Origin of the sequence: Blastomonas fulva (genome assembly GCF_003431825.1) — a bacterium.
Lineage (GTDB): Bacteria > Pseudomonadota > Alphaproteobacteria > Sphingomonadales > Sphingomonadaceae > Blastomonas > Blastomonas fulva.
The window spans coordinates 2,436,546-2,454,139 of the sequence record NZ_CP020083.1 but is presented as its reverse complement, the minus strand read 5'-3'; the positions used below and the strand labels follow the sequence as shown (position 1 = coordinate 2,454,139).

The window sequence follows — 17,594 nt, the reverse complement described above, 5'->3', positions numbered from 1 at the left end:
GTTCCGGATTAAGCCCTAGCGAAGAACCGCACCGGCATCGGCCAGATGGACGTCGTGCATTTGATTCAGATACGCTTCGTAATAGCCCTTGTGCGATGCGCCGACGATGGTCAGCAGGCGCGTTCCCGGATAGCGACCGATGATGTCGCGCATATTTGCCACCATGCGCAAATTCCGCGTTTCCCAATAACCGACATATTGCCTGCCAAAGCCCTGGGGCGACGGCTCGGCCAGAGCGGCCCCGAAATCCGATCGATAAACGAGCATGGGCGCGTCGGGTGCGTTATAGGCGCGGTAGAGGTTCAGCAGGGCATCGGGCTGCGCCAGTCTTGCGGTCAGCTGCTCGCTTTCGGCCCGACGTGCGCAAGTTGCCGGGTTGTCCCAGGCCTTCATGATCGCTGCTTCATTTGCCTGGATCTCTTCTGGGACGACAGGTCCAGGCGAGTCCGCAGAGTGATCGTCGACGCTCCACAGCCGCTCGAGCCCAAGCCGCGCGGCAAGCGTGGCAGCGACCAGATAGGTCTCGTTGCGCCGCGTCCGGGCTTTCTCCAGCGTGGTGACAAGAGCGTCGGTCAGGCCGTCTCCTGCTCGGCGTTCCTCGGCTGGCAGCCTGAGCCACTGCACCAGCGCCGACCCGCGTTCGCCCGAAGCGAGGAATATCGCTGCCAGCTGCCGACGCTGCGCGGGGGCGGGTGCTGCCGGCCACGCGGCGAGCAGGCGTTCCGCCTCGGCATTGGCCGCTGGAACGTCGAGCCCGGTGGCTTGCCCCGCTGGAGCGGGATCGAAGCAGTAGGTCTTTACCGTCTCTGCGTACCGTGAAGGATAGCGGCGCAGACTGTCGCACTGCAGGCCGGAAAGGTCCTCGGTCGCAATCGCCGTTGGACGCCACGCGGCGAGCCGGTCGAGCAATGGCGCGAGCATGTCGGGCGTGAAGCTGTCGGGAAGCCCGGACAGGTGCGGCGTGCCGAGGACCAGCACCTCATTCGGCGTGCTGCTGGCGGGCAGCTTCAGGGCGCTGGGATCGAAGCTGGGACGATAGGACTGCGCGGATACAGGCAGGGCGCAAAGCGCTATCCCCACACCCAGCATCATGCGCGTCCTGAAAAGGCCGAATACTGTCATGCGGTCCGAACTCATGCCCCCCCTTCCTTGATGTGTGTTGCTGTATTGGTACACCATATCAGATTGGCTGTCCATGGCCGCTGCGCTGCCCCATACGCAGCCACGCCTGCATCGCGCGGACCGCATTCGCCCGCACGTGCATTCTGCCCCTGGTGTGAATTGCCCTTGATGGGAAGGAATCATGTCCAGCGAGCCGTTGCTCCAGCTGGCGGAGGGCATTTTCGCCCCTCCCCGTCGCCCGGCGCGCGATCTGACCCCTCGTCAGACGCGCCGGGCTTGGATTTGGCGTCCGGGATCTGCCCCGGTCCGCTCTAGATCAGATCAGTTGATCAATGCAGGCTGATCTCTTCCTTGATGCGCAGTTTCTGCTTCTTGAGCTTGGCAATCAGCGCGGTATCGGGCGCCGGCCTGCGTTCCTCGTCGTGGATCATCCGTTCAATCCCGGCATGCTTGGCCATGAGAGCTTGCGTATGACTGTCTTGCAGCATGTATGTCTCCTTCGACTCGTTGCCTTCTCATCTTGGGATCGTGATCTAAACATAAAATTTATGGGCTGTCTGTGGTGTTATGCACAGGTGCGCTTGCAATGCGGCGAAACATTCCATAACCGCGACAATCGGCAGGCGTGTGGTCTGCCCACAGGATAATCCGGTGCCCGATGCGGCCCGGCCAGGTCTGGAAAGGCGTCGCGCGTGACAGAGGAAGAAGTCCGGCAGAAGCTGGCCTTGCTGCGCATCGAACATCGCGACCTCGATCATGCCATCGGCTCGTTGAGCAACGGCGGCACCACCGACATGCTGCAGCTTGCCCGGCTGAAGAAGCGCAAGCTGCTGCTGCGCGACCAGATCGCCATGCTCGAAGATTATCTGATCCCCGACATCATCGCCTGATCGCCACGACCGCATCGCGCCTTCATCCAGACAGGCGCAACTGTTCCGCGTTGACACAAGCGCGGTGTTTGCGGGCTTAACCATAGGTTCCGGCTGGGCAGCCCCACGGGATTTTGGCAAGGATGGGGCATGTCCAACCACCAATTCCCTTTCACGGTCAAACTGGTCGAGTCGCTCTATGTCGAGGCGATGGTGCTGGCCGACGAGGCGCGGTCCTATTTCGAGCTGACGCCAGAAGACCAGGGGCTTACCCGGCATGACGACATTCGCATCGACATGTCGTGCGAATCGCTGCGCGTGACCACCCGACTGATGCATTCGATCGCCTGGCTGCTCAACCAGAAGGCCTATTTCGCAGGCGAACTCTCGCTGCACCAGTTGCACAGCCGCAGCCGTTCGCTGGGCAAGTGCACCTCGAGCGATCCGTTCGTGGTTGCGCGTCTGCCGCAGGAAGCCCAGCGGCTGGTGCAAGAAACCCAGCACCTGCTCGACCGGCTGGTCCGGCTGGAAAAGTCGCTCGAGGCCGAGCGGCTGGGTTTTGTCGAGGAAACCGCCTTGCGCCCCGCAGTGCTGCAGATGCAGGCGCGGCTCGCCAGCGAACTCGCCTGACACGGCGCATCTGCCCCCTGCCCAACTGAGCGATTGCAATCCTTCCGCGCTGGTTTAATCATACGATTAAATTATCGACCGGGTCAGAACCGGCGGAGAGGAATGGCATGGAGGCGTTTCCAACGCGGGCGGAGGATATCACGCCGGACTGGCTGCAGGCGCAGCTCGACAATGCGGGCGTGCTGGGCGGCGCGCGGATTGCCGCCATCACCTGCGCGTCGATCGGCACCGGTCAGGTGGGCGATACCGTACGGATCGCGCTGGCCTATGACCGCCCTGCCCCCGGCGCCCCGGCCTCGATCGCTGCCAAGCTGCCTTCGCGCGACGCCACCAGCCGCTCGACCGCGGCGCATTTCCGGCTCTATCTGCGTGAGGTCAACTTCTATGCCCGCATCGCCCCCCTGGTCGCGATGCGGGTACCCAAGGTCTATGCCGCGCTGATCGAGCCGACCGGATGCGATTTCATCCTGCTGTTCGAGGATCTGGGCCCGGCGCGCGCTGGCGACCAATTGGCGTCCTGCACGCTCGACGAGGCCCGGCTGGCGGTGTGTCAGGCGGCATCGCTGCACGCGTCAACCGACAATCTGAGCGTGCTGGACGAGGACTGGCTGCTCCCCGATCCGCAAGCGCGCGACTGGATCATCCAGTCCTATCCCGGCGCGCAGGCCGTGTTCCGCGAGCGTTATGCGGGGCAGCTCGAGCCCGAATACCTCGCCATCTGCGAGGCGCTGGCCGACGCTGCGCCGCACTGGTTCGGCTGGCAGCCCGGCACACGCTGCCTCACCCATGGCGACTTCCGGCTCGACAATATGCTGTTTGACATTCGCGGCGGTGCAGAGCCTCTGGCGGTGGTCGACTGGCAGACCTGCGTCACTGGTGCAGGCACCAGCGATCTTGGCTATTTTCTGGGCACCGGCATCGGCACCGATCTGCGCCGCGCGCACGAAGCCGAGCTGATCGATCTGTATTGCGCCGAAATGACCCGCCACGGCGTGCCGCGCAGCAGCAACACGATCTGGGACGATTACCGCATCGGCGCGCTGTCGGGGCTGTCGACCGCGGTGTTCAGCGCCGCCTTTGTCGAGCGCACAGCCCGCGGCGATGCCAACTTCCTGTCGATGGCGCGCGGCGCGTGCAGCCTGGCGCTGGACCACGACAGCATCGGCGCGCTGCTATGCCATGCGGAGCGCAACACGGAGACCACGACATGCTGACCCGAGGCGATGATTACCCGCTGCACCAGACCGCAGAGCCGATCGCCTATGCTGGCACCGACCGCAATTTTTACGACCGCTATTTCTTCAACGGCTATAACCCCGATGGCACCGGCTTCTTCGCGCTGGCCTTTGGCGTCTACCCCCATCTCGATATCGCAGATGCGAGCTTTTCATTCATTCGCAACGGGTTGCAGCATGCTCTTCACGCCTCGCGCGAGCTTGCCATGGAGCGGATGGACATGGCCGTAGGGCCGATCCGCATCGAGGTGATCGAGCCGCTCAGGGTCTTGCGCATCCTGGTGGACGGTGAAGGCATCCGGGCCGACATCACCTTCACCGGCCGCGCCTTCCCGATCGAAGAGCCGCGCTTCACCTTCCGCAACGGTCCGCGCACCTTCATGGACTACACCCGAATGACCCAGAACGGGCACTATAGCGGCTGGATCGAAATCGATGGCGAGCGGGTCGAGCTGGCGCCAGGCTGCGCGGGAACCCGCGACCGCAGCTGGGGCGTGCGCCCGATCGGCGCGCCTGATGCGCAGCCGCATTCCGGCAGCTCGCAACCGGCATTCTTCTGGCAATGGACCCCGATCAACCTGCCCAGCCGCAGCCTGTTCTTCCACCTCAACGCACACCGATCGGGATCGGCGTGGAACACCCGCGCGGTGGTCGCACCCGATGGCGCCGGGCATGACGGGTTCGATGAGACGCCCTCGGCGCTGCTGGAGACGCAGATCGAGCCCGGCACCCGCTGGCCCGCAGGCGGGACGCTGACGATCCAGACCGATACCGGGCCACTCGCCGTGACCTTCGAGCCGGTGCAGCGGTTCCAGATGCGCGGGCTGGGCTATACCTGTCCGAAATGGGGTCATGGCCGCCACCACGGGCCCCTGGTGGTAGAGCGCGATGTCATCGATCTTGCCGCAATCGATCCGATGGCACCGACGATGGAAAACCTGCACGTGCAAATCCTCTGCCGCGTCACCACCAGCGAAGGCGAACAGGGGCTGGGCACGTTCGAACAGCTGGTGCTCGGACCCTATGAACCCTGGGGACTGACCGGCTATGTCGATTCGCCGGTCAGCCGCTCCAAGGACTGAAACCGCCTATCTGGCGTGCACTTTCACGTTCTTGCTGCGATAGACCCTGGGGCGGTGGCGAACGGGAACCGTCTCGGTCACCACCACCTCTTCGGTGCAATTGCAGGCAGCAGGCGTGATCGTCACCGTGGTGACGATCGGCGGCGGGTAGTAATAATAATATCCCGGCGGCGGGGGTGGATAGCCGCCCTGCCCCGGAGGCGGCGGATAGCCGGCCCCCTGTTGGGCGAGCAGACGCCTGCAGCGTTCGCGGTCCTCGGCCTTGTCGATCACCATTCCGGCGACGGCGCCGACGCCCGCGCCGATCAGCGTGCCACCGGTGCGGTTGCCGCGTCCGGCGACGCGGTTGCCCGCAAGACCGCCGACAGCCGCGCCGATCGCCGCGCCGCCCAGACCGGTTTCACGGCGGCAGGCCTCGAGAAAGGCAGGGTCGTAGTCACCGGCAAAGCCAGGCGGCGGGGCGATGGGAGGCTGGCCGTAGCTGACGCCGTATCCGCCCTGCGCCTCGCGAGCGAGCAGCCGCTTGCAGCGCTCGCGGTCCTCCGCCTTGTCGAGCACCATGCCAGCGACCGCGCCGACGCCCGCACCGATCAGCGTCCCGCCGGTGCGGTTGCCGCGCCCTGCGATGCGATTGCCCGCAAGACCGCCCGCAGCCGCGCCGATCGCCGCGCCACCCAGACCGCTGTCACGGCGGCAGGCTTCGAGAAAGGCGGGGTCGTAATCGCGGTCAAATTGCGCGACCGGAGGCGGAGGCGCCATATCATCGGGGTCGTAATCGACTCCCGGCGCCGAGTCTTCTGCGGTCCGTGCCCAATGCGTGCCATGCACCACCTGATCGTTGCCGAGCAGCAGATCGCCGTCATAATTGTACGGATCGTAATCGGGCGAATAGGTCTGGCTGACCACTGCCTGCCCGGCCTGCGCCGCCTGCCAGTTCACGCCCTGCACGCTGTCATACACACGGCCATTGCGATCGGTCAGCACGGCGTCGTCATAATAACGCGACCAGCCATAGCCCTGCGCCGGGCGGGCCAGGCCATAGCCCTGCCAGTTGGAGATGTAGTAAGTCGGCGCGATCCAAATGCGGGGCAGCAGGAAGCCACGGAACGGGCGGACATACGCAGGCGCGCCGACCGGGATGCGCGCGCCATAGGACGGCATGCCCACCGGTCCACGCTTGAGGGCACTGCCCGCCTTGAAATCGAGCCTCGACGGCAGCGGCCGCGACAGCTGCGAATCGGCGGCCTGAACAGGCATGGCCAGCGAAACTGCACCACCGATACAGGCGGCAACGGCAGCATGGCGCACAGAAGCAAAAGCGCGGCTCTTCATGGTTAACTCCCCTCGGACAATCGGGCAGGCCATCGCAGAAAAGGGACGCAACCGCCCCCCGCCCATCCAGCCTGGTTAAGCGATTGTTAGCATTTACAGGGGGTTTGCACCATCGCACCGATGTAAAACCGGGTGCCCTGGCGCGGGCTGTTTCAATATGGGGCAGCGCACACGAACAGGTTAACGCAAGGGTTCAGATGCGTCCGGCGAGCGTTCTTGCCAGCCGCTCGATCCCGGCGCGGTCGTCAGCATCGAACCGCGCCAGATGCGGGCTGTCGAGATCGATGACATGGGTCACTTGTCCTTCATGGATCACGGGCACCACCAGCTCGGACTGGCTCGCAGCATCGCAGGCGATGTGACCGGGAAAGGCATGGACGTCGTCGACCAGCTGGGTTTCGCCGCTGGCTGCCGCGGTGCCGCAGACGCCGCTGCCCAGCGCGATGCGGATGCAGGCAGGCTTGCCCACAAAAGGGCCCAGCACCAGCTCGCCATCGACCATGCGATAGAAGCCCGCCCAGTTGAGCCCGGGCAGGAACTGGCCCAGCAATGCAGCGACATTGGCCATGTTGGCGACACCGTCACGCTCGCCATCTACCAAGGCAAATGCTGCGGAATGCAGGTTGTCATACAGCTGGGGTTTGGGAGTATTTGCATCAATTTCAAACGCGTACATGCCAAAGCTTTCACACAATAAAAGGTCAGTCGAAGGCGACGCGACCCCGGTTCTTCTTCACCGTCGACCGGTTCTTCTTGCCCGCCAGCCGCTCGGTCTTGCCCACGCGGTTAAGCCGCGACCGCGCGCGGGTGGCGGGCAGATCATAGGCCGCTGCCAGCATCGCCGACACGCGTTCGCGCGCCAACTTGCGATTGGCCTCCTGCGTGCGGTGGTTGCGCGCCAGGATGACCAGCTCGCCTTCCTGGTTGATCTTGCTACCTGCCAATGATTTCAGTCTGTTATAGACCAAAGGTGGCAAACCTAGAGCGTAAATATTGACGTGCAGCTGGACCGCTGTTGCCACCTTGTTGACGTTCTGGCCGCCAGGGCCGGAGGCAGTGATGAACCGTTCGGAGACGATTGCGTGATCGGGGACGGCGAAATCATTCATCGCCTGCCGCCTCGGCCACGCTCTGGTCTTGCTGGGGGCCAAATCCCAGATCGATGAAGCGCCTGGGCATCGGTGCGGCGGCGAGCACTGGCGGCTTGTCCCCGCGCGGCACCACCAGCCCCGCTGCATGCAGCATCAGGCCCGAGGAATAGCTCTTGCCGTAAAACGGATCGCCGAGCAGCGGCTTGCCCAGCCCGTGCAGCGCATGCACGCGAATCTGGTGGGTGCGTCCGGTCTCGGGGCGGAACTCGACGAGCGTCCGCCCTCCTGTCGCCGCGATCCGCTTCCAGTGAGTCACCGCGCGCTTGCCGGCGGCGTCGGGCACGATCCGCCAGCCAGCTTCGGCAGTGCTGGTCTTGCCCAGCGCGATGTCGATCGTGCCGAAGTCGTTATCGAGGTCGCCCTCGACGATCCCGAGATAGGTCTTCTCCACCGCGCCGCTCTCGAACGCCGCTCCGAAGCGCTTGGCCGCCTTGGCGTGGCGCGCCAGCAACAGACAGCCAGACGTGTCCTGATCGAGCCGATGCACAGCCGTCGGCGACCGCTGGAAGCCGAAGCGCAACTGGACGAGATAATCGTCGAGACTGCGCCCGCCCTTGCGCGGCTGGGTGACCGGAAGCCCCGCGGGCTTGTCGATGACGATCGCCTCGCCATCCATGAACGGCAGCGTCTCGGCGACGCAAAAGGCTGGTGTGTGAAAACCCATGATCGTCAGGCCGCCTCGGCCATCTCGAAGCTGCGCGCGAACAGTTCGATCGCGCGCATCCGGTCGGCATGGTGATAGGCGTTGCACGAGATCATCACCTCGTCCGCACTGAACGCCTCGACCAAAGCCCCCACCTTGTCGCGCACCACATCGGGCGTGCCGAAGGCAGCGATCCGCGCCTGCGCGCCGATGATCATCGCCTCGCGCTCGGTAAAGCCCATATCGCGGCTTTCCTCGGGCGACACCGCAGGCTGAAGCCCGCCTCCGAGCAACCGCGCGATGTTGAGGAAATAATTCTTGCGCAGCAGATCGGCCTGATCGGCATCGTCACAGGCAAAGGCGGTGGTCGCGAGCATGACATAGGGCTTGTCCAGCGTCGCGCTGGGGCGGAAATTGTGGCGGTACAGCTCGGTCAGCCCCGGCGTTGCCTGCGGGTTGATGAACAAGGCGAGCGCATAAGGCAGCCCCAGTTGCGCTGCGAGCACCGCGCTGTCGGGGCTGGTGCCGAGGATCCACACCGGAATGTCGCCCGCCGGTTCGGGGCTGAGCCGCGGCTCGGCAAGATCCCCGGTCATGTAGCCGACCAGATCGGCCACCTGCTGGGGGAAATCGCGGAACGAGGGCGGGTGCGGCGCAGACAGGGCCGCTGCGACCCGCATCTCGCCGCCGGGCGCACGACCCACGCCCAGATCGATCCGGTCGGGATAGAGGTTGCTCAGCACTGCAAACTGCTCGGCGACCTTGTAGGCGCTGTAATGCGGCAGCATCACCCCGCCCGACCCCAGACGGATCCGCGAGGTATGCGCGCCCATCGCCGCCATCAGGATTTCCGGCGCGCTGCCGCACAGGAAGCGGCTGGCGTGATGCTCGGACACCCACAGCCGGTGATAGCCCAGCCGGTCGGCCAGGCGCGCGGCCTCCAGCGTGCCGGAAAGCGCGGTGGCGGCAGGGACATCGGCGAAGCGCACCGACTGGTCGAGCAATGAAAATTGTACCATGCCCTCAATGATAGGGCATTTGGGGCGGGTCACAAGGGCCACCGGTGTTTCGGTGGCCCTTGTGCCGCTGGCCGATCGGGCTGCGCGACTGCGTCAGCAGCCGATCAGGCGATCAGTTTTCCTGCATGTCCTGTGGCCGCAGTCCCGACATGTCGGGGACAGTACGCGGCGCAGATCCCGGCGACCGGTCGATCCGCTGCTGACGCTGCGGACGCTCGGCGCGCGGGGGTGCGCCGCCGGGCTGTGCCTGGGGAGAAGGCTGGCGCATTGTCGGGCGCTGGCGGCCCTCGCCGCGCCTGCCCTGCCGACCTTCCAAACCCTGGCGACCCTCGATGCTCTGGCCATTGCCGGCTCCGCCATTGCCCTGCCAGTTGCGACGTCCCTCGCGCCCCTGACGGGGCTGGCCGATGGCATCCTGCTGGCGCTGCTCCCAGCGTTCCATGCGACGCTGGCGATCCTCGGGGGTCAGGCCGCCCATACGCTCGCGCTCGCCCTGCCGGGTGCGCGGAACCTCGCCGGCATTGTTGCGGCGTTCCTGGCGCCAGTCGCGGCGATCATCGAGCGTCTCGCGCCGGTTCTCGCGACGATAGTCGCGGCGGTCGTCACGCCGATCCTGGCGGAATTCCTGGCGGCCGCCGCGGCGCTGCTGCTGATACTGCCAGCGCTGCTGACCCCAATACTGCCGGTGCCGGTTCTGCATCGCAAAGCGACGTCCGCCGGGGCGGTCGTAGATCCACGTGCCATAGCCGGGATAATAGAAATTGTCCCAATAGCCGCCGCCAAAGCCGATCTGGCCAAAGCCCAGCCCGGCGTCGCAGCCATAAAAGCCGTCCCAGGCCGAATAGGCGTCGCAATAAGGGTCATAGCCACCGGCATAGCCGCCGCTGCCCACGCCCACGGAAACGCCACCATAGCCGCCATAATCGCCCACGCCATAGGCGCAGGCCGACAGCGAGACCGCGCCCAGCGCGACAGCGGCGATACGGACGACACGCCGGCCAAGGGACGGGATGCGGATCTTTTCAAGAAATGCAGATTGGGTCAAAGCCAAGGTTTCCTGTCTCGCCGCAAGTCCTGGCGCGGCGGGCCGGCGGAGCGGAGCCCCGGTAGTTTGTTCATACAAATACCAAGTTGAATTAACGATGAATGATTTTCCAGCCGTCAGACAGTGCTTGCTAACATTGGTGTCAGTTGGTATTTAATGGCTCAATTAAAACCGTGCAGAGGATTCCCCCATGGCCACCGTCCTTGCTCCCCAAGCGCCTGCTGCCCAGCGCGAGATGTTTCCCGACCACAGCATCCAGCGCGACAGCGGCAACCCGCACTGGACCCGCCTGCCCGGCAGCAACGCGCTAGATCATATTCCGGGCGAGGATGGCCTGCCGATCCTGGGCGTGACGCTCAGGATGCTCGCCGACCCGGAAGGGTTCGGCAATGAAATGCGCGCCAAATACGGCCCCGTCTACCGCACCAATGCCTTCGGTCGCCGTCAGGTCGCGCTGTTCGGCGCGGATGCGAACGAGCTGGTACTGTTCGATCGCGACAAGGTGTTCTCGTCCGAGCAAGGCTGGGGCCCGGTGCTCAACCTGCTGTTCCCGCGCGGACTGATGCTGATGGACTTCGATCATCACCGCGCCGACCGGCGTGCGCTGTCGATCGCCTTCAAGCCCGCGCCGATGCGCCATTATGCCGAATCGCTCAACGAGGGCATCGGCGCGCGCGTGTTGCAATGGTCGAACAAGGACATCACCTTCTACTCCGAGATCAAGAAGCTGACGCTCGATCTGGCCGCGACATCGTTTCTCGGCATCCCCTGGGGCCCCGAAGCCGACAAGATCAATACCGCGTTCGTCGACATGGTGCAGGCCTCGATCGGCGTGGTGCGCCGTCCTTTGCCCTTCACCAAGATGGGCAAGGGCGTGGCGGGACGCAAATTCCTGGTCGACTATTTCACCCCGCAGGTGCTGCAGCGGCGCGAGCAGCAGGGGCCGGACATGTTCAGCCAGTTCTGCCGCGCCACGCGCGATGATGGCAGTTTGCTCACCACCGACGAGGTGGTCGATCACATGAACTTCCTGATGATGGCGGCGCACGACACCATCACCTCGTCGGCAAGCTCGCTGATCTGGCTGCTCGCCAAGAACCCCGAATGGCAGGACAGGATTCGCGCCGAGCTGCTGGAGCATGCGCCTGCCGGTGCGCCGATGCCCTATGACGCGCTCCCCAATCTCGAGCTCACCGAAATGGCATTCAAGGAAGCGCTGCGGCTGATCCCGCCGGTGCCCTCGACCCCGCGCCGCGCGCTCAAGGATTTCGAGTTCGGCGGCTATCGCATCCCTGCGGGCACTCCGGTCAGCATCAGCGCGGCCTATACCCACAAGCAGGAAGAGCACTGGCCCGAGCCGCACAGGTTCGATCCCCTGCGCTTCACCCCCGAAGCGACGCGCAACCGCCACAAATACGCCTGGGTGCCGTTTGGCGGCGGTGCGCATATGTGCCTGGGGCTGCACTTTGCGTACATGCAGATCAAGGTGCTGCTGCACCATGTGCTCAGCCAGCACCGCATCGTCATCGAGCCGGGCTATGAGCCAGGCTGGCAGGCCTGGCCGATCCCGCAGCCCAAGGATGGACTGAAGGTGCGCTTCGAGACACTTTAACCCCGCCGCCTTCTGCGTCACCCCCGCGCATGCGGGGGTCCCGCTTCTGCCGCTGACGTCGCGAAAAAGCGGGATTCCCGCGTTCGCGGGAATGACGATTGGAAAACGGGTTTTCTCTGGCTTGCATCGGCGCTAGGTGGCGGCAACAGAAACAGGAGACGCCCCGATGCCGCAACTCGTCCTCATCCGCCACGGCCAGTCGCAATGGAACCTGGAGAACCGGTTCACCGGCTGGTGGGATGTCGATGTGACCGAAAAGGGCGCCGAGGAAGCACGCGCGGCGGGCCGGCTGATGCGCGACAAGGGGCTCGATTTCGACATCGCCTTCACCTCGCTGCAAACGCGGGCCATCAAGACGCTCAATCTGGCGCTCGAGGAAATGACCCGGCTGTGGCTGCCGGTGGAGAAGGACTGGCGGCTCAACGAGCGCCATTATGGCGGCCTCACCGGGCTCGACAAGGCTGAGACAGCGGCCAGGCATGGCGACGAGCAGGTCCATATCTGGCGGCGCAGCTTCGATATCCCGCCGCCGCCGATGGAGGCCGGATCGGAATTCGACCTGTCCAAGGACCGTCGCTACGCCGGCATCGCGATCCCCAACACCGAAAGCCTCAAGGACACCATCGACCGGGTGCTGCCCTATTGGGAAAGCCGCATCGCGCCCGAACTCAAGGCCGGAAAGCGCGTGATCATCTCTGCCCATGGCAATTCGCTGCGCGCCTTGGTCAAGCACCTGTCGGGCATCGCCGATGATGCCATCACATCGCTCGAAATCCCCACCGGCCAGCCGATTGTCTACGAACTCGACGACAACCTCGCCGAAGTCGAGCGCTACTACCTCTCCGAGCGGTAAGCACAGGCGCGCTCAGCCAGCGAAATGCGCGTCGTAATGGTCGATCTCGGCCAAAAGATGCGCAATCTGGTCGGGCGGCAGGAACGATCCGGTGAAGCTGTTGCGTGCCAGCGTGCGCAACTGCTCGCGGCTCAGATCGAGCGCAGACGCGATTGCGTGGAAATTGGCGTTCACATAGCCACCGAAATAGGCCGGGTCGTCCGAGTTGACCGTCGCCTTGAGCCCTGAATCGAGCATCTGCTTGACCGGGCTGTCGGCGATATCGCCGATCACGCACAATTTGAGGTTGGAAAGCGGGCAGACGGTCAGCGTCATCCCCTCGCCCGCCAGTCGTGTCACCAGCGCAGAGTCCTCCATCGCGCGGTTGCCGTGGTCGATGCGATCGACATGGAGCACGTCGAGCGCCTCATGGACATATTCGGGCGGCCCCTCTTCGCCCGCATGCGCGACCAGCTTGAGCCCCAGCAACTGGGCCCGCGCGAACACATTGGCGAACTTGGACGGCGGATGGCCCATTTCGGACGAATCTAGCCCCACGCCCGCGATCCGATCCAGATAGGGCAGCGCCTCGTCGAGCGTCGCCTGCGCCGCAGCTTCGTCGAGATGGCGCAGGAAGCACAGGATCAGCCTTGACGTAATCCCCCACTGTTTCTCGCCATCTGCGAGCGCGTCGCTGATCCCGGTTATCACGTCTGCAAAGGGCACCCCGCGCTCGGTATGGCCCTGCGGATCGAAGAAGATCTCGACATGCCGGACATGGTCGTCGTGCGCGCGTTCCAGATACGCCCAGGTCAGGTCGTAGAAATCCTGCGCCTTCAGCAGCACCGCCATGCCCTGGTAATAGATATCGAGGAAATCCTGCAGGTTGCTGAAGTTGTAGGCGTTGCGGATATCCTCGACGCTGGCGAACGGGATATCGACATGGTTGCGCTGCGCCAGCGCGAACAGCATTTCGGGCTCGAGCGAGCCTTCGATGTGCAGGTGAAGCTCGGCCTTGGGCAGGCGATCGATATAGGCGGTGCGCTGGTCGGGGGTCATGAAGGGCTTATGCCAAGGGGCTGGTGGCGGCGCAATTGCTTGTATCGCCATCTTCTTCACCCCCGTGCACGCGCGGGTCCCGCTTCCTTCTTGATCGCAGTGCAAAAGCGGGATTCCCGCGTTGGCGGGAATGACGAAGGAGGTTCAGCCCCCCTACTCCCCCAGAATGATGCTTGCCCCGGGCTTGTGCGCCCGGATTTCCTCGACACTCAGCCCGGCGATCTCGTGCGGGAATACCAGCCACTGTTCGGTCTCGTGCACGAAAAAGTGCGGCGACAAATCGGTGACATTGCGCGAGGGCTTGTAATAGACCGTGGCGATCCGCCAGTCGTGTGGCATGTTGTAGCGGCACTTGGCGGCCAGCTCGTGGATGAAAGCGCGGATCGAGCGGCCGCTATCGAACACATCGTCGACCACCAGCAGCCGGTCCTCGGGGCACAAAGTGTCGATCAGATAGCCCAGCGCATAGACGCGCACGTCCTTGCTCTGCTGGTCTATGCCGTAATAGCTGGCGGTGCGGATCGCGATGTGATCGGCGTTGATGCCGTGATATTCCATCAGTTCCTGCACCGCGATCCCCACCGGCGCGCCGCCGCGCCAGATGCCGACGATGTGGGTGGGCTGGTAGCCGCTGTCGATCACCTGCATAGCAAGGCGATAGCTGTCCTCGAGCAGGCTGTTGGCGCTGATGTAGAGCTTGTCGGTGGTCATATGCGGGGCTGGCCTTGCTGGGTACGCGCTTGCGGCCTTCATGCCAGCGCGGCGGCTGCGGTCAAGTGCAACTCCGTCAGGACGGGCCGGATAACCCTGCAGCCGTTTCAGGCCCTGCCCGCGCGGGTGATGACCACGGCGGCGATGGCGAGCAGCAGGATTGCGCCGGCTTCGAACAGGATCTTGTCCGGCGCCATGTCCTTGCCCTGCAGCACGATCAACCGCGCCAGCGCGGTGATCGCGATGAAGATAGGATAGACGAACGGCGACCCGCGCCCGGTATAGAACACCGCGATCATCCCGATCACCTCGGTATAGAGGAACATCAGCAGGATATCGGCGAGCGAGATGGTCCGCGCCGCGAGGATGCCCCCCACCTCGATACCCGCCGCCCCCAGCGTCATCAGCGCAACCAGAATCAGCAGGATGTGCTCGATCAGGCGAAAGCCGCGCACCGCCACCGAATCATCGGGCAGCGGACCGGGCGATGCGGCAGGTGGCGGGTCATCGGCAGCAGGGTGAGCCATGCGCCAAAGGCTATCATGTTTTGCGGCGCTTGCCGACCGGATTAGCGGAATACGCGTCAGCCATGGATCCACCAGCGGATCGCATAGGCGACAACGCCGATGAAACCCACAGACATCAGCCAGATCGCAGCCATCCAGCCCAGCTTTTGCGCCAGCGGGCGGGCATCGCCGCGATCAGGATCATCGGCATCGGGCAGACGCATCAATGATATCCCTCGTCGCCCACCTTGCCGCGGAACACCCAGTACGCCCAGCCGGTATAGCCGATGATCAAAGGCACGATGAACAGCGTGCCGACCAGCATGAACATCTGGCTGCTTGGATGCGTCGCGGCGTCCCAGATCGTGATCTCGTCGGGCACGACATAGGGGAACATGCTGATCCCCAGGCCGATCATGCCCAAAAGGAACAGCGCCAGCGTGAGCAGGAACGGCGCGTAATCGCGTCGCAGCTTGAGCGCGCGGTAGAGCAGGAAGGTGATCAGCGCGACCAGCACCGGCACCTGCGCGGAGAACAGCACATTGGGGAAGGTGAACCAACGGTTCCAGTACTCGCCCTCCAGGAACGGCGTGTAAAGGCTGACCGCACCCAAAGCGAGCAGCGTTGCCGGAAACAGCTTCCAGCTCATCCGGAAGGCATGGTCCTGCACCACTCCTTCGGTCTTCATGATCAGCCAGGTCGATCCCAGCAGGCCATATCCGATCACCGTGCCGACACCGGTGAGCACCGAATAGAGGCTCAGCCAGTCGAGCCAGCCGCCGGCATAGGCGCGGCCTTCGACCTCGACCCCCTGCAGCAGGGCGCCCAGCGTCACCCCTTGCGCAAAGGCTGCGACGAACGACCCTGCAGTGAACGAAAAGTCCCAGAATGGCTGGTGATTGGGGTCGCGCCAGCGCCCCTCGAACGCCACGCCGCGCAGCACGAGGCCCAGCAGCATCGCGATGATCGGCGGGTAGATGGCGGGCAGGATGATCGCATAGGCGAGCGGAAACGCCGCGAGCAGCCCTCCCCCGCCCAGCACCAGCCAGGTCTCGTTGCCATCCCATACGGGGGCTACCGTGTTCATCGCCTTGTCGCGCTCCGCCCCGCGCCCGAGTGCCGGGAAGATGATGCCGATGCCCAGGTCGAACCCGTCCATCACGACGTAAGCGAACACCGCAAAGGCGATGATGAACGCCCAGACGATCGTCAGGTCGATGTTCATGCGCCCTTCTCCAGCATGGTGGCGCTCTGACCACGGCGCGAACTGTCGGCGGATGCAGGGGTGATGCCCGCGCTGCGCAACGGGCCGGAAGCGGCCGCTTCCTCATGTCCGGTCGCAGGTTTGCTCATCAGCTTGAGGATATACAGCGTGCCTGCGCCGAACATGATGAAATAGGTGATCACGAACGCCAGCAGAGATGCCCCCACCGCCGGAGCGGCGAGCGGCGAGACGCTGTCCGCGGTCGTCAGCAGGCCATAGACGGTGTAAGGCTGGCGGCCGACCTCGGTGGTAACCCAGCCCGCAATCACCGCAACAAAGCCCGATGGGCCCATGACCATCGCTGCGCGGTGCAGCCAGCTCCACTCGTAGAGCTTGCCGCGCACCCGCGCGAGCAGGCTGAACACGCCGATTCCCAGCATCGCAAAGCCGATGCCGACCATGATCCGGAACGACCAGAACACCATGCCGACCGGCGGCTGCTTGTTCGCAGGAATGGTGTCCAGCCCTGCAAGCGGCGCGTTGAGGTCGTGCTTGAGGATCAAGGAGGAGACCTTGGGGATTGCTATCGCATAATCGACCCGCTTTTCGGCGCTGTTGGGGATGCCGAACAGGATCAGCGGCGCGCCATCGGGGTGGCTGTCGTAATGCCCCTCCATCGCCATCACCTTGGCGGGCTGATGCTCCAATGTGTTGAGCCCGTGCATGTCGCCTGCGAAAATCTGCAAGGGAGCGACCAAAGCCGCCATCCACATCGCCATCGAGAACATCCGCCGCGCGCGATGATCGGCCTTGTCCTTGAGCAGGTGAAACGCCCCCACCGCACCTACGACGAACGCGGTGGTGAGATACGCCGCCATGACAGTGTGAACCAGGCGATAGGGAAAGCTGGGGTTGAAGATGATCGCCATCCAGCTGTCACCGGGGATGAACTGGCCGTTTGCGGCGATCTCGTACCCGGTGGGCGTCTGCATCCAGCTGTTGACGCTGAGGATCCAGAATGCCGAGATGAACGTGCCCAGCGCCACCATGGCGGTCGCGGTGAAGTGCAGTTTGCGCCCCACCTTGTCCATTCCGAACAGCATCACGCCCAGAAAGCCTGCCTCGAGGAAGAACGCGGTGAGCACCTCATACGCCATCAGCGGGCCGATCACGGGGCCGGTCCTGTCCGAAAAAACCGACCAGTTGGTGCCGAACTGGTAGGACATCACGATTCCCGAGACGACGCCCATGGCAAAGGCGATCGCGAAGATCTTGCGCCAGTACTTGAACAGATCGAGATACACGCTGTCGTTGGTCTTGAGCCAAAGCCCTTCCAGAACAGCAAGATAGCTCGCCAGACCGATCGAGAAGGCTGGGAAGATGAAGTGAAAGCTCACCGTGAAGGCAAACTGAATGCGTGCCAGCATCAGCGCGTCAAAACCGTCGAACATGACCTCCGACCTCCCGCCTTATGATCCCGTGCAGCGGCGATTGGCCTTCCGGAATGGGAAGGCCTGCCCGCCACGACGATCGCTCCCCAAT

At 64.2% G+C, this 17,594-nt stretch carries 20 protein-coding genes; 6 read left to right on the top strand and 14 right to left on the bottom strand.

Annotated features, from left to right (window positions below):
- Positions 1–15: 15 nt before the first annotated feature.
- Both B5J99_RS11675 and B5J99_RS11670 read right to left on the bottom strand, forming a co-directional pair.
- Positions 16–1,137: a DUF5694 domain-containing protein gene (locus B5J99_RS11675; protein ID WP_425456398.1), complete on the bottom strand. Its 1,122-nt coding sequence runs from the start codon at positions 1,135–1,137 to the stop codon at positions 16–18.
- 314 nt (positions 1,138–1,451) lie between these two features.
- Positions 1,452–1,610 carry a YdcH family protein gene (locus B5J99_RS11670; protein WP_082382447.1) on the bottom strand — a complete coding sequence of 53 codons (159 nt, stop codon included), beginning with the start codon at positions 1,608–1,610 and terminating at the stop codon, positions 1,452–1,454.
- Between the two features lie 204 nt (positions 1,611–1,814).
- Here B5J99_RS11670 and B5J99_RS11665 point away from each other — a divergent pair, with 204 nt between their 5' ends.
- From B5J99_RS11665 to B5J99_RS11650, 4 genes are all read left to right on the top strand, one after another.
- A complete protein-coding gene (locus B5J99_RS11665) occupies positions 1,815–2,012 on the top strand; it encodes a YdcH family protein (RefSeq protein ID WP_054136142.1) in 198 nt (65 codons plus the stop codon).
- A 129-nt stretch (positions 2,013–2,141) separates the two neighbouring features.
- The gene (locus B5J99_RS11660) at positions 2,142–2,621 is read left to right on the top strand and encodes a DUF1465 family protein (protein ID WP_069049651.1); all 480 of its coding nucleotides are present in this window, start codon (positions 2,142–2,144) and stop codon (positions 2,619–2,621) included.
- Positions 2,622–2,728: 107 nt separating this feature from the next.
- Positions 2,729–3,835: a phosphotransferase gene (locus B5J99_RS11655; RefSeq protein ID WP_117352465.1), complete on the top strand. Its 1,107-nt coding sequence runs from the start codon at positions 2,729–2,731 to the stop codon at positions 3,833–3,835.
- Positions 3,829–4,938, top strand: coding sequence for an Rv3169 family protein (locus B5J99_RS11650; protein ID WP_117352464.1), 1,110 nt, complete (start codon positions 3,829–3,831; stop codon positions 4,936–4,938). Before B5J99_RS11655 ends, B5J99_RS11650 begins: the two co-directional genes overlap by 7 nt.
- A 6-nt stretch (positions 4,939–4,944) precedes the next feature.
- Here B5J99_RS11650 and B5J99_RS19925 read toward each other — a convergent pair whose 3' ends face one another.
- The 6 genes from B5J99_RS19925 to B5J99_RS11615 form a co-directional block, all read right to left on the bottom strand.
- Positions 4,945–6,270 carry an RcnB family protein gene (locus B5J99_RS19925; RefSeq protein ID WP_245991606.1) on the bottom strand — a complete coding sequence of 442 codons (1,326 nt, stop codon included), beginning with the start codon at positions 6,268–6,270 and terminating at the stop codon, positions 4,945–4,947.
- A 193-nt stretch (positions 6,271–6,463) separates the two neighbouring features.
- Positions 6,464–6,946 carry a GAF domain-containing protein gene (locus tag B5J99_RS11635; RefSeq protein ID WP_117352463.1) on the bottom strand — a complete coding sequence of 161 codons (483 nt, stop codon included), beginning with the start codon at positions 6,944–6,946 and terminating at the stop codon, positions 6,464–6,466.
- Positions 6,947–6,971: 25 nt separating this feature from the next.
- On the bottom strand, positions 6,972–7,379 hold the full coding sequence (gene arfB / locus B5J99_RS11630; RefSeq protein ID WP_117352462.1) for an alternative ribosome rescue aminoacyl-tRNA hydrolase ArfB: 408 nt from the start codon (positions 7,377–7,379) through the stop codon (positions 6,972–6,974).
- Positions 7,372–8,085 (bottom strand): RluA family pseudouridine synthase, encoded by a 714-nt coding sequence (locus B5J99_RS11625; RefSeq protein WP_117352461.1) that lies wholly within the window; start codon positions 8,083–8,085, stop codon positions 7,372–7,374. Before B5J99_RS11625 ends, arfB begins: the two co-directional genes overlap by 8 nt.
- 5 nt (positions 8,086–8,090) lie before the next feature.
- Positions 8,091–9,083 (bottom strand): LLM class flavin-dependent oxidoreductase, encoded by a 993-nt coding sequence (locus B5J99_RS11620; RefSeq protein ID WP_117352460.1) that lies wholly within the window; start codon positions 9,081–9,083, stop codon positions 8,091–8,093.
- 112 nt (positions 9,084–9,195) lie between these two features.
- Positions 9,196–10,128, bottom strand: a complete 933-nt coding sequence (locus tag B5J99_RS11615) for a hypothetical protein (protein ID WP_117352459.1) — start codon at positions 10,126–10,128, stop codon at positions 9,196–9,198.
- A gap of 235 nt (positions 10,129–10,363) precedes the next feature.
- Here B5J99_RS11615 and B5J99_RS11610 point away from each other — a divergent pair, with 235 nt between their 5' ends.
- Positions 10,364–11,740: a cytochrome P450 gene (locus B5J99_RS11610; protein ID WP_054136161.1), complete on the top strand. Its 1,377-nt coding sequence runs from the start codon at positions 10,364–10,366 to the stop codon at positions 11,738–11,740.
- 166 nt (positions 11,741–11,906) lie between these two features.
- On the top strand, positions 11,907–12,593 hold the full coding sequence (gene gpmA, locus B5J99_RS11605; protein WP_117353476.1) for a 2,3-diphosphoglycerate-dependent phosphoglycerate mutase: 687 nt from the start codon (positions 11,907–11,909) through the stop codon (positions 12,591–12,593).
- 12 nt (positions 12,594–12,605) lie between these two features.
- Here the strand turns inward: gpmA and B5J99_RS11600 are convergent, their stop codons facing one another.
- From B5J99_RS11600 to B5J99_RS11575, 6 genes are all read right to left on the bottom strand, one after another.
- Positions 12,606–13,631, bottom strand: coding sequence for an adenosine deaminase (locus B5J99_RS11600; RefSeq protein WP_117352458.1), 1,026 nt, complete (start codon positions 13,629–13,631; stop codon positions 12,606–12,608).
- Positions 13,632–13,784: 153 nt separating this feature from the next.
- Positions 13,785–14,342, bottom strand: coding sequence for a phosphoribosyltransferase (locus B5J99_RS11595; RefSeq protein ID WP_117353475.1), 558 nt, complete (start codon positions 14,340–14,342; stop codon positions 13,785–13,787).
- 107 nt (positions 14,343–14,449) lie between these two features.
- A complete protein-coding gene (locus tag B5J99_RS11590) occupies positions 14,450–14,869 on the bottom strand; it encodes a phosphate-starvation-inducible protein PsiE (RefSeq protein WP_211337816.1) in 420 nt (139 codons plus the stop codon).
- Between the two features lie 56 nt (positions 14,870–14,925).
- Positions 14,926–15,072, bottom strand: coding sequence for a DUF2474 family protein (locus tag B5J99_RS11585; protein WP_117352457.1), 147 nt, complete (start codon positions 15,070–15,072; stop codon positions 14,926–14,928).
- A complete protein-coding gene (gene cydB / locus B5J99_RS11580; RefSeq protein WP_117352456.1) occupies positions 15,072–16,073 on the bottom strand; it encodes a cytochrome d ubiquinol oxidase subunit II in 1,002 nt (333 codons plus the stop codon). Before cydB ends, B5J99_RS11585 begins: the two co-directional genes overlap by 1 nt.
- Complete coding sequence (locus B5J99_RS11575) at positions 16,070–17,503, bottom strand: cytochrome ubiquinol oxidase subunit I (protein WP_117352455.1); 1,434 nt, start codon at positions 17,501–17,503, stop codon at positions 16,070–16,072. Before B5J99_RS11575 ends, cydB begins: the two co-directional genes overlap by 4 nt.
- Between the last annotated feature and the right edge of the window lie 91 nt (positions 17,504–17,594).

What these genes read in the sequence shown, in the direction of transcription:
- B5J99_RS11670 (WP_082382447.1), bottom strand. Translation starts at nt 1,610, where the DNA reads ATGCTGCAAGACAGTCATACGCAAGCTCTCATGGCCAAGCATGCCGGG.
- B5J99_RS11590 (WP_211337816.1), bottom strand. Translation starts at nt 14,869, where the DNA reads ATGGCTCACCCTGCTGCCGATGACCCGCCACCTGCCGCATCGCCCGGT.
- arfB (WP_117352462.1), bottom strand. Translation starts at nt 7,379, where the DNA reads ATGAATGATTTCGCCGTCCCCGATCACGCAATCGTCTCCGAACGGTTC.
- B5J99_RS11650 (WP_117352464.1), top strand. Translation starts at nt 3,829, where the DNA reads ATGCTGACCCGAGGCGATGATTACCCGCTGCACCAGACCGCAGAGCCG.
- B5J99_RS11660 (WP_069049651.1), top strand. Translation starts at nt 2,142, where the DNA reads ATGTCCAACCACCAATTCCCTTTCACGGTCAAACTGGTCGAGTCGCTC.
- B5J99_RS11595 (WP_117353475.1), bottom strand. Translation starts at nt 14,342, where the DNA reads ATGACCACCGACAAGCTCTACATCAGCGCCAACAGCCTGCTCGAGGAC.
- B5J99_RS11620 (WP_117352460.1), bottom strand. Translation starts at nt 9,083, where the DNA reads ATGGTACAATTTTCATTGCTCGACCAGTCGGTGCGCTTCGCCGATGTC.
- B5J99_RS11575 (WP_117352455.1), bottom strand. Translation starts at nt 17,503, where the DNA reads ATGTTCGACGGTTTTGACGCGCTGATGCTGGCACGCATTCAGTTTGCC.
- B5J99_RS19925 (WP_245991606.1), bottom strand. Translation starts at nt 6,270, where the DNA reads ATGAAGAGCCGCGCTTTTGCTTCTGTGCGCCATGCTGCCGTTGCCGCC.
- B5J99_RS11635 (WP_117352463.1), bottom strand. Translation starts at nt 6,946, where the DNA reads ATGTACGCGTTTGAAATTGATGCAAATACTCCCAAACCCCAGCTGTAT.
- B5J99_RS11585 (WP_117352457.1), bottom strand. Translation starts at nt 15,072, where the DNA reads ATGCGTCTGCCCGATGCCGATGATCCTGATCGCGGCGATGCCCGCCCG.
- cydB (WP_117352456.1), bottom strand. Translation starts at nt 16,073, where the DNA reads ATGAACATCGACCTGACGATCGTCTGGGCGTTCATCATCGCCTTTGCG.
- B5J99_RS11675 (WP_425456398.1), bottom strand. Translation starts at nt 1,137, where the DNA reads ATGAGTTCGGACCGCATGACAGTATTCGGCCTTTTCAGGACGCGCATG.
- gpmA (WP_117353476.1), top strand. Translation starts at nt 11,907, where the DNA reads ATGCCGCAACTCGTCCTCATCCGCCACGGCCAGTCGCAATGGAACCTG.
- B5J99_RS11655 (WP_117352465.1), top strand. Translation starts at nt 2,729, where the DNA reads ATGGAGGCGTTTCCAACGCGGGCGGAGGATATCACGCCGGACTGGCTG.
- B5J99_RS11600 (WP_117352458.1), bottom strand. Translation starts at nt 13,631, where the DNA reads ATGACCCCCGACCAGCGCACCGCCTATATCGATCGCCTGCCCAAGGCC.
- B5J99_RS11625 (WP_117352461.1), bottom strand. Translation starts at nt 8,085, where the DNA reads ATGGGTTTTCACACACCAGCCTTTTGCGTCGCCGAGACGCTGCCGTTC.
- B5J99_RS11610 (WP_054136161.1), top strand. Translation starts at nt 10,364, where the DNA reads ATGTTTCCCGACCACAGCATCCAGCGCGACAGCGGCAACCCGCACTGG.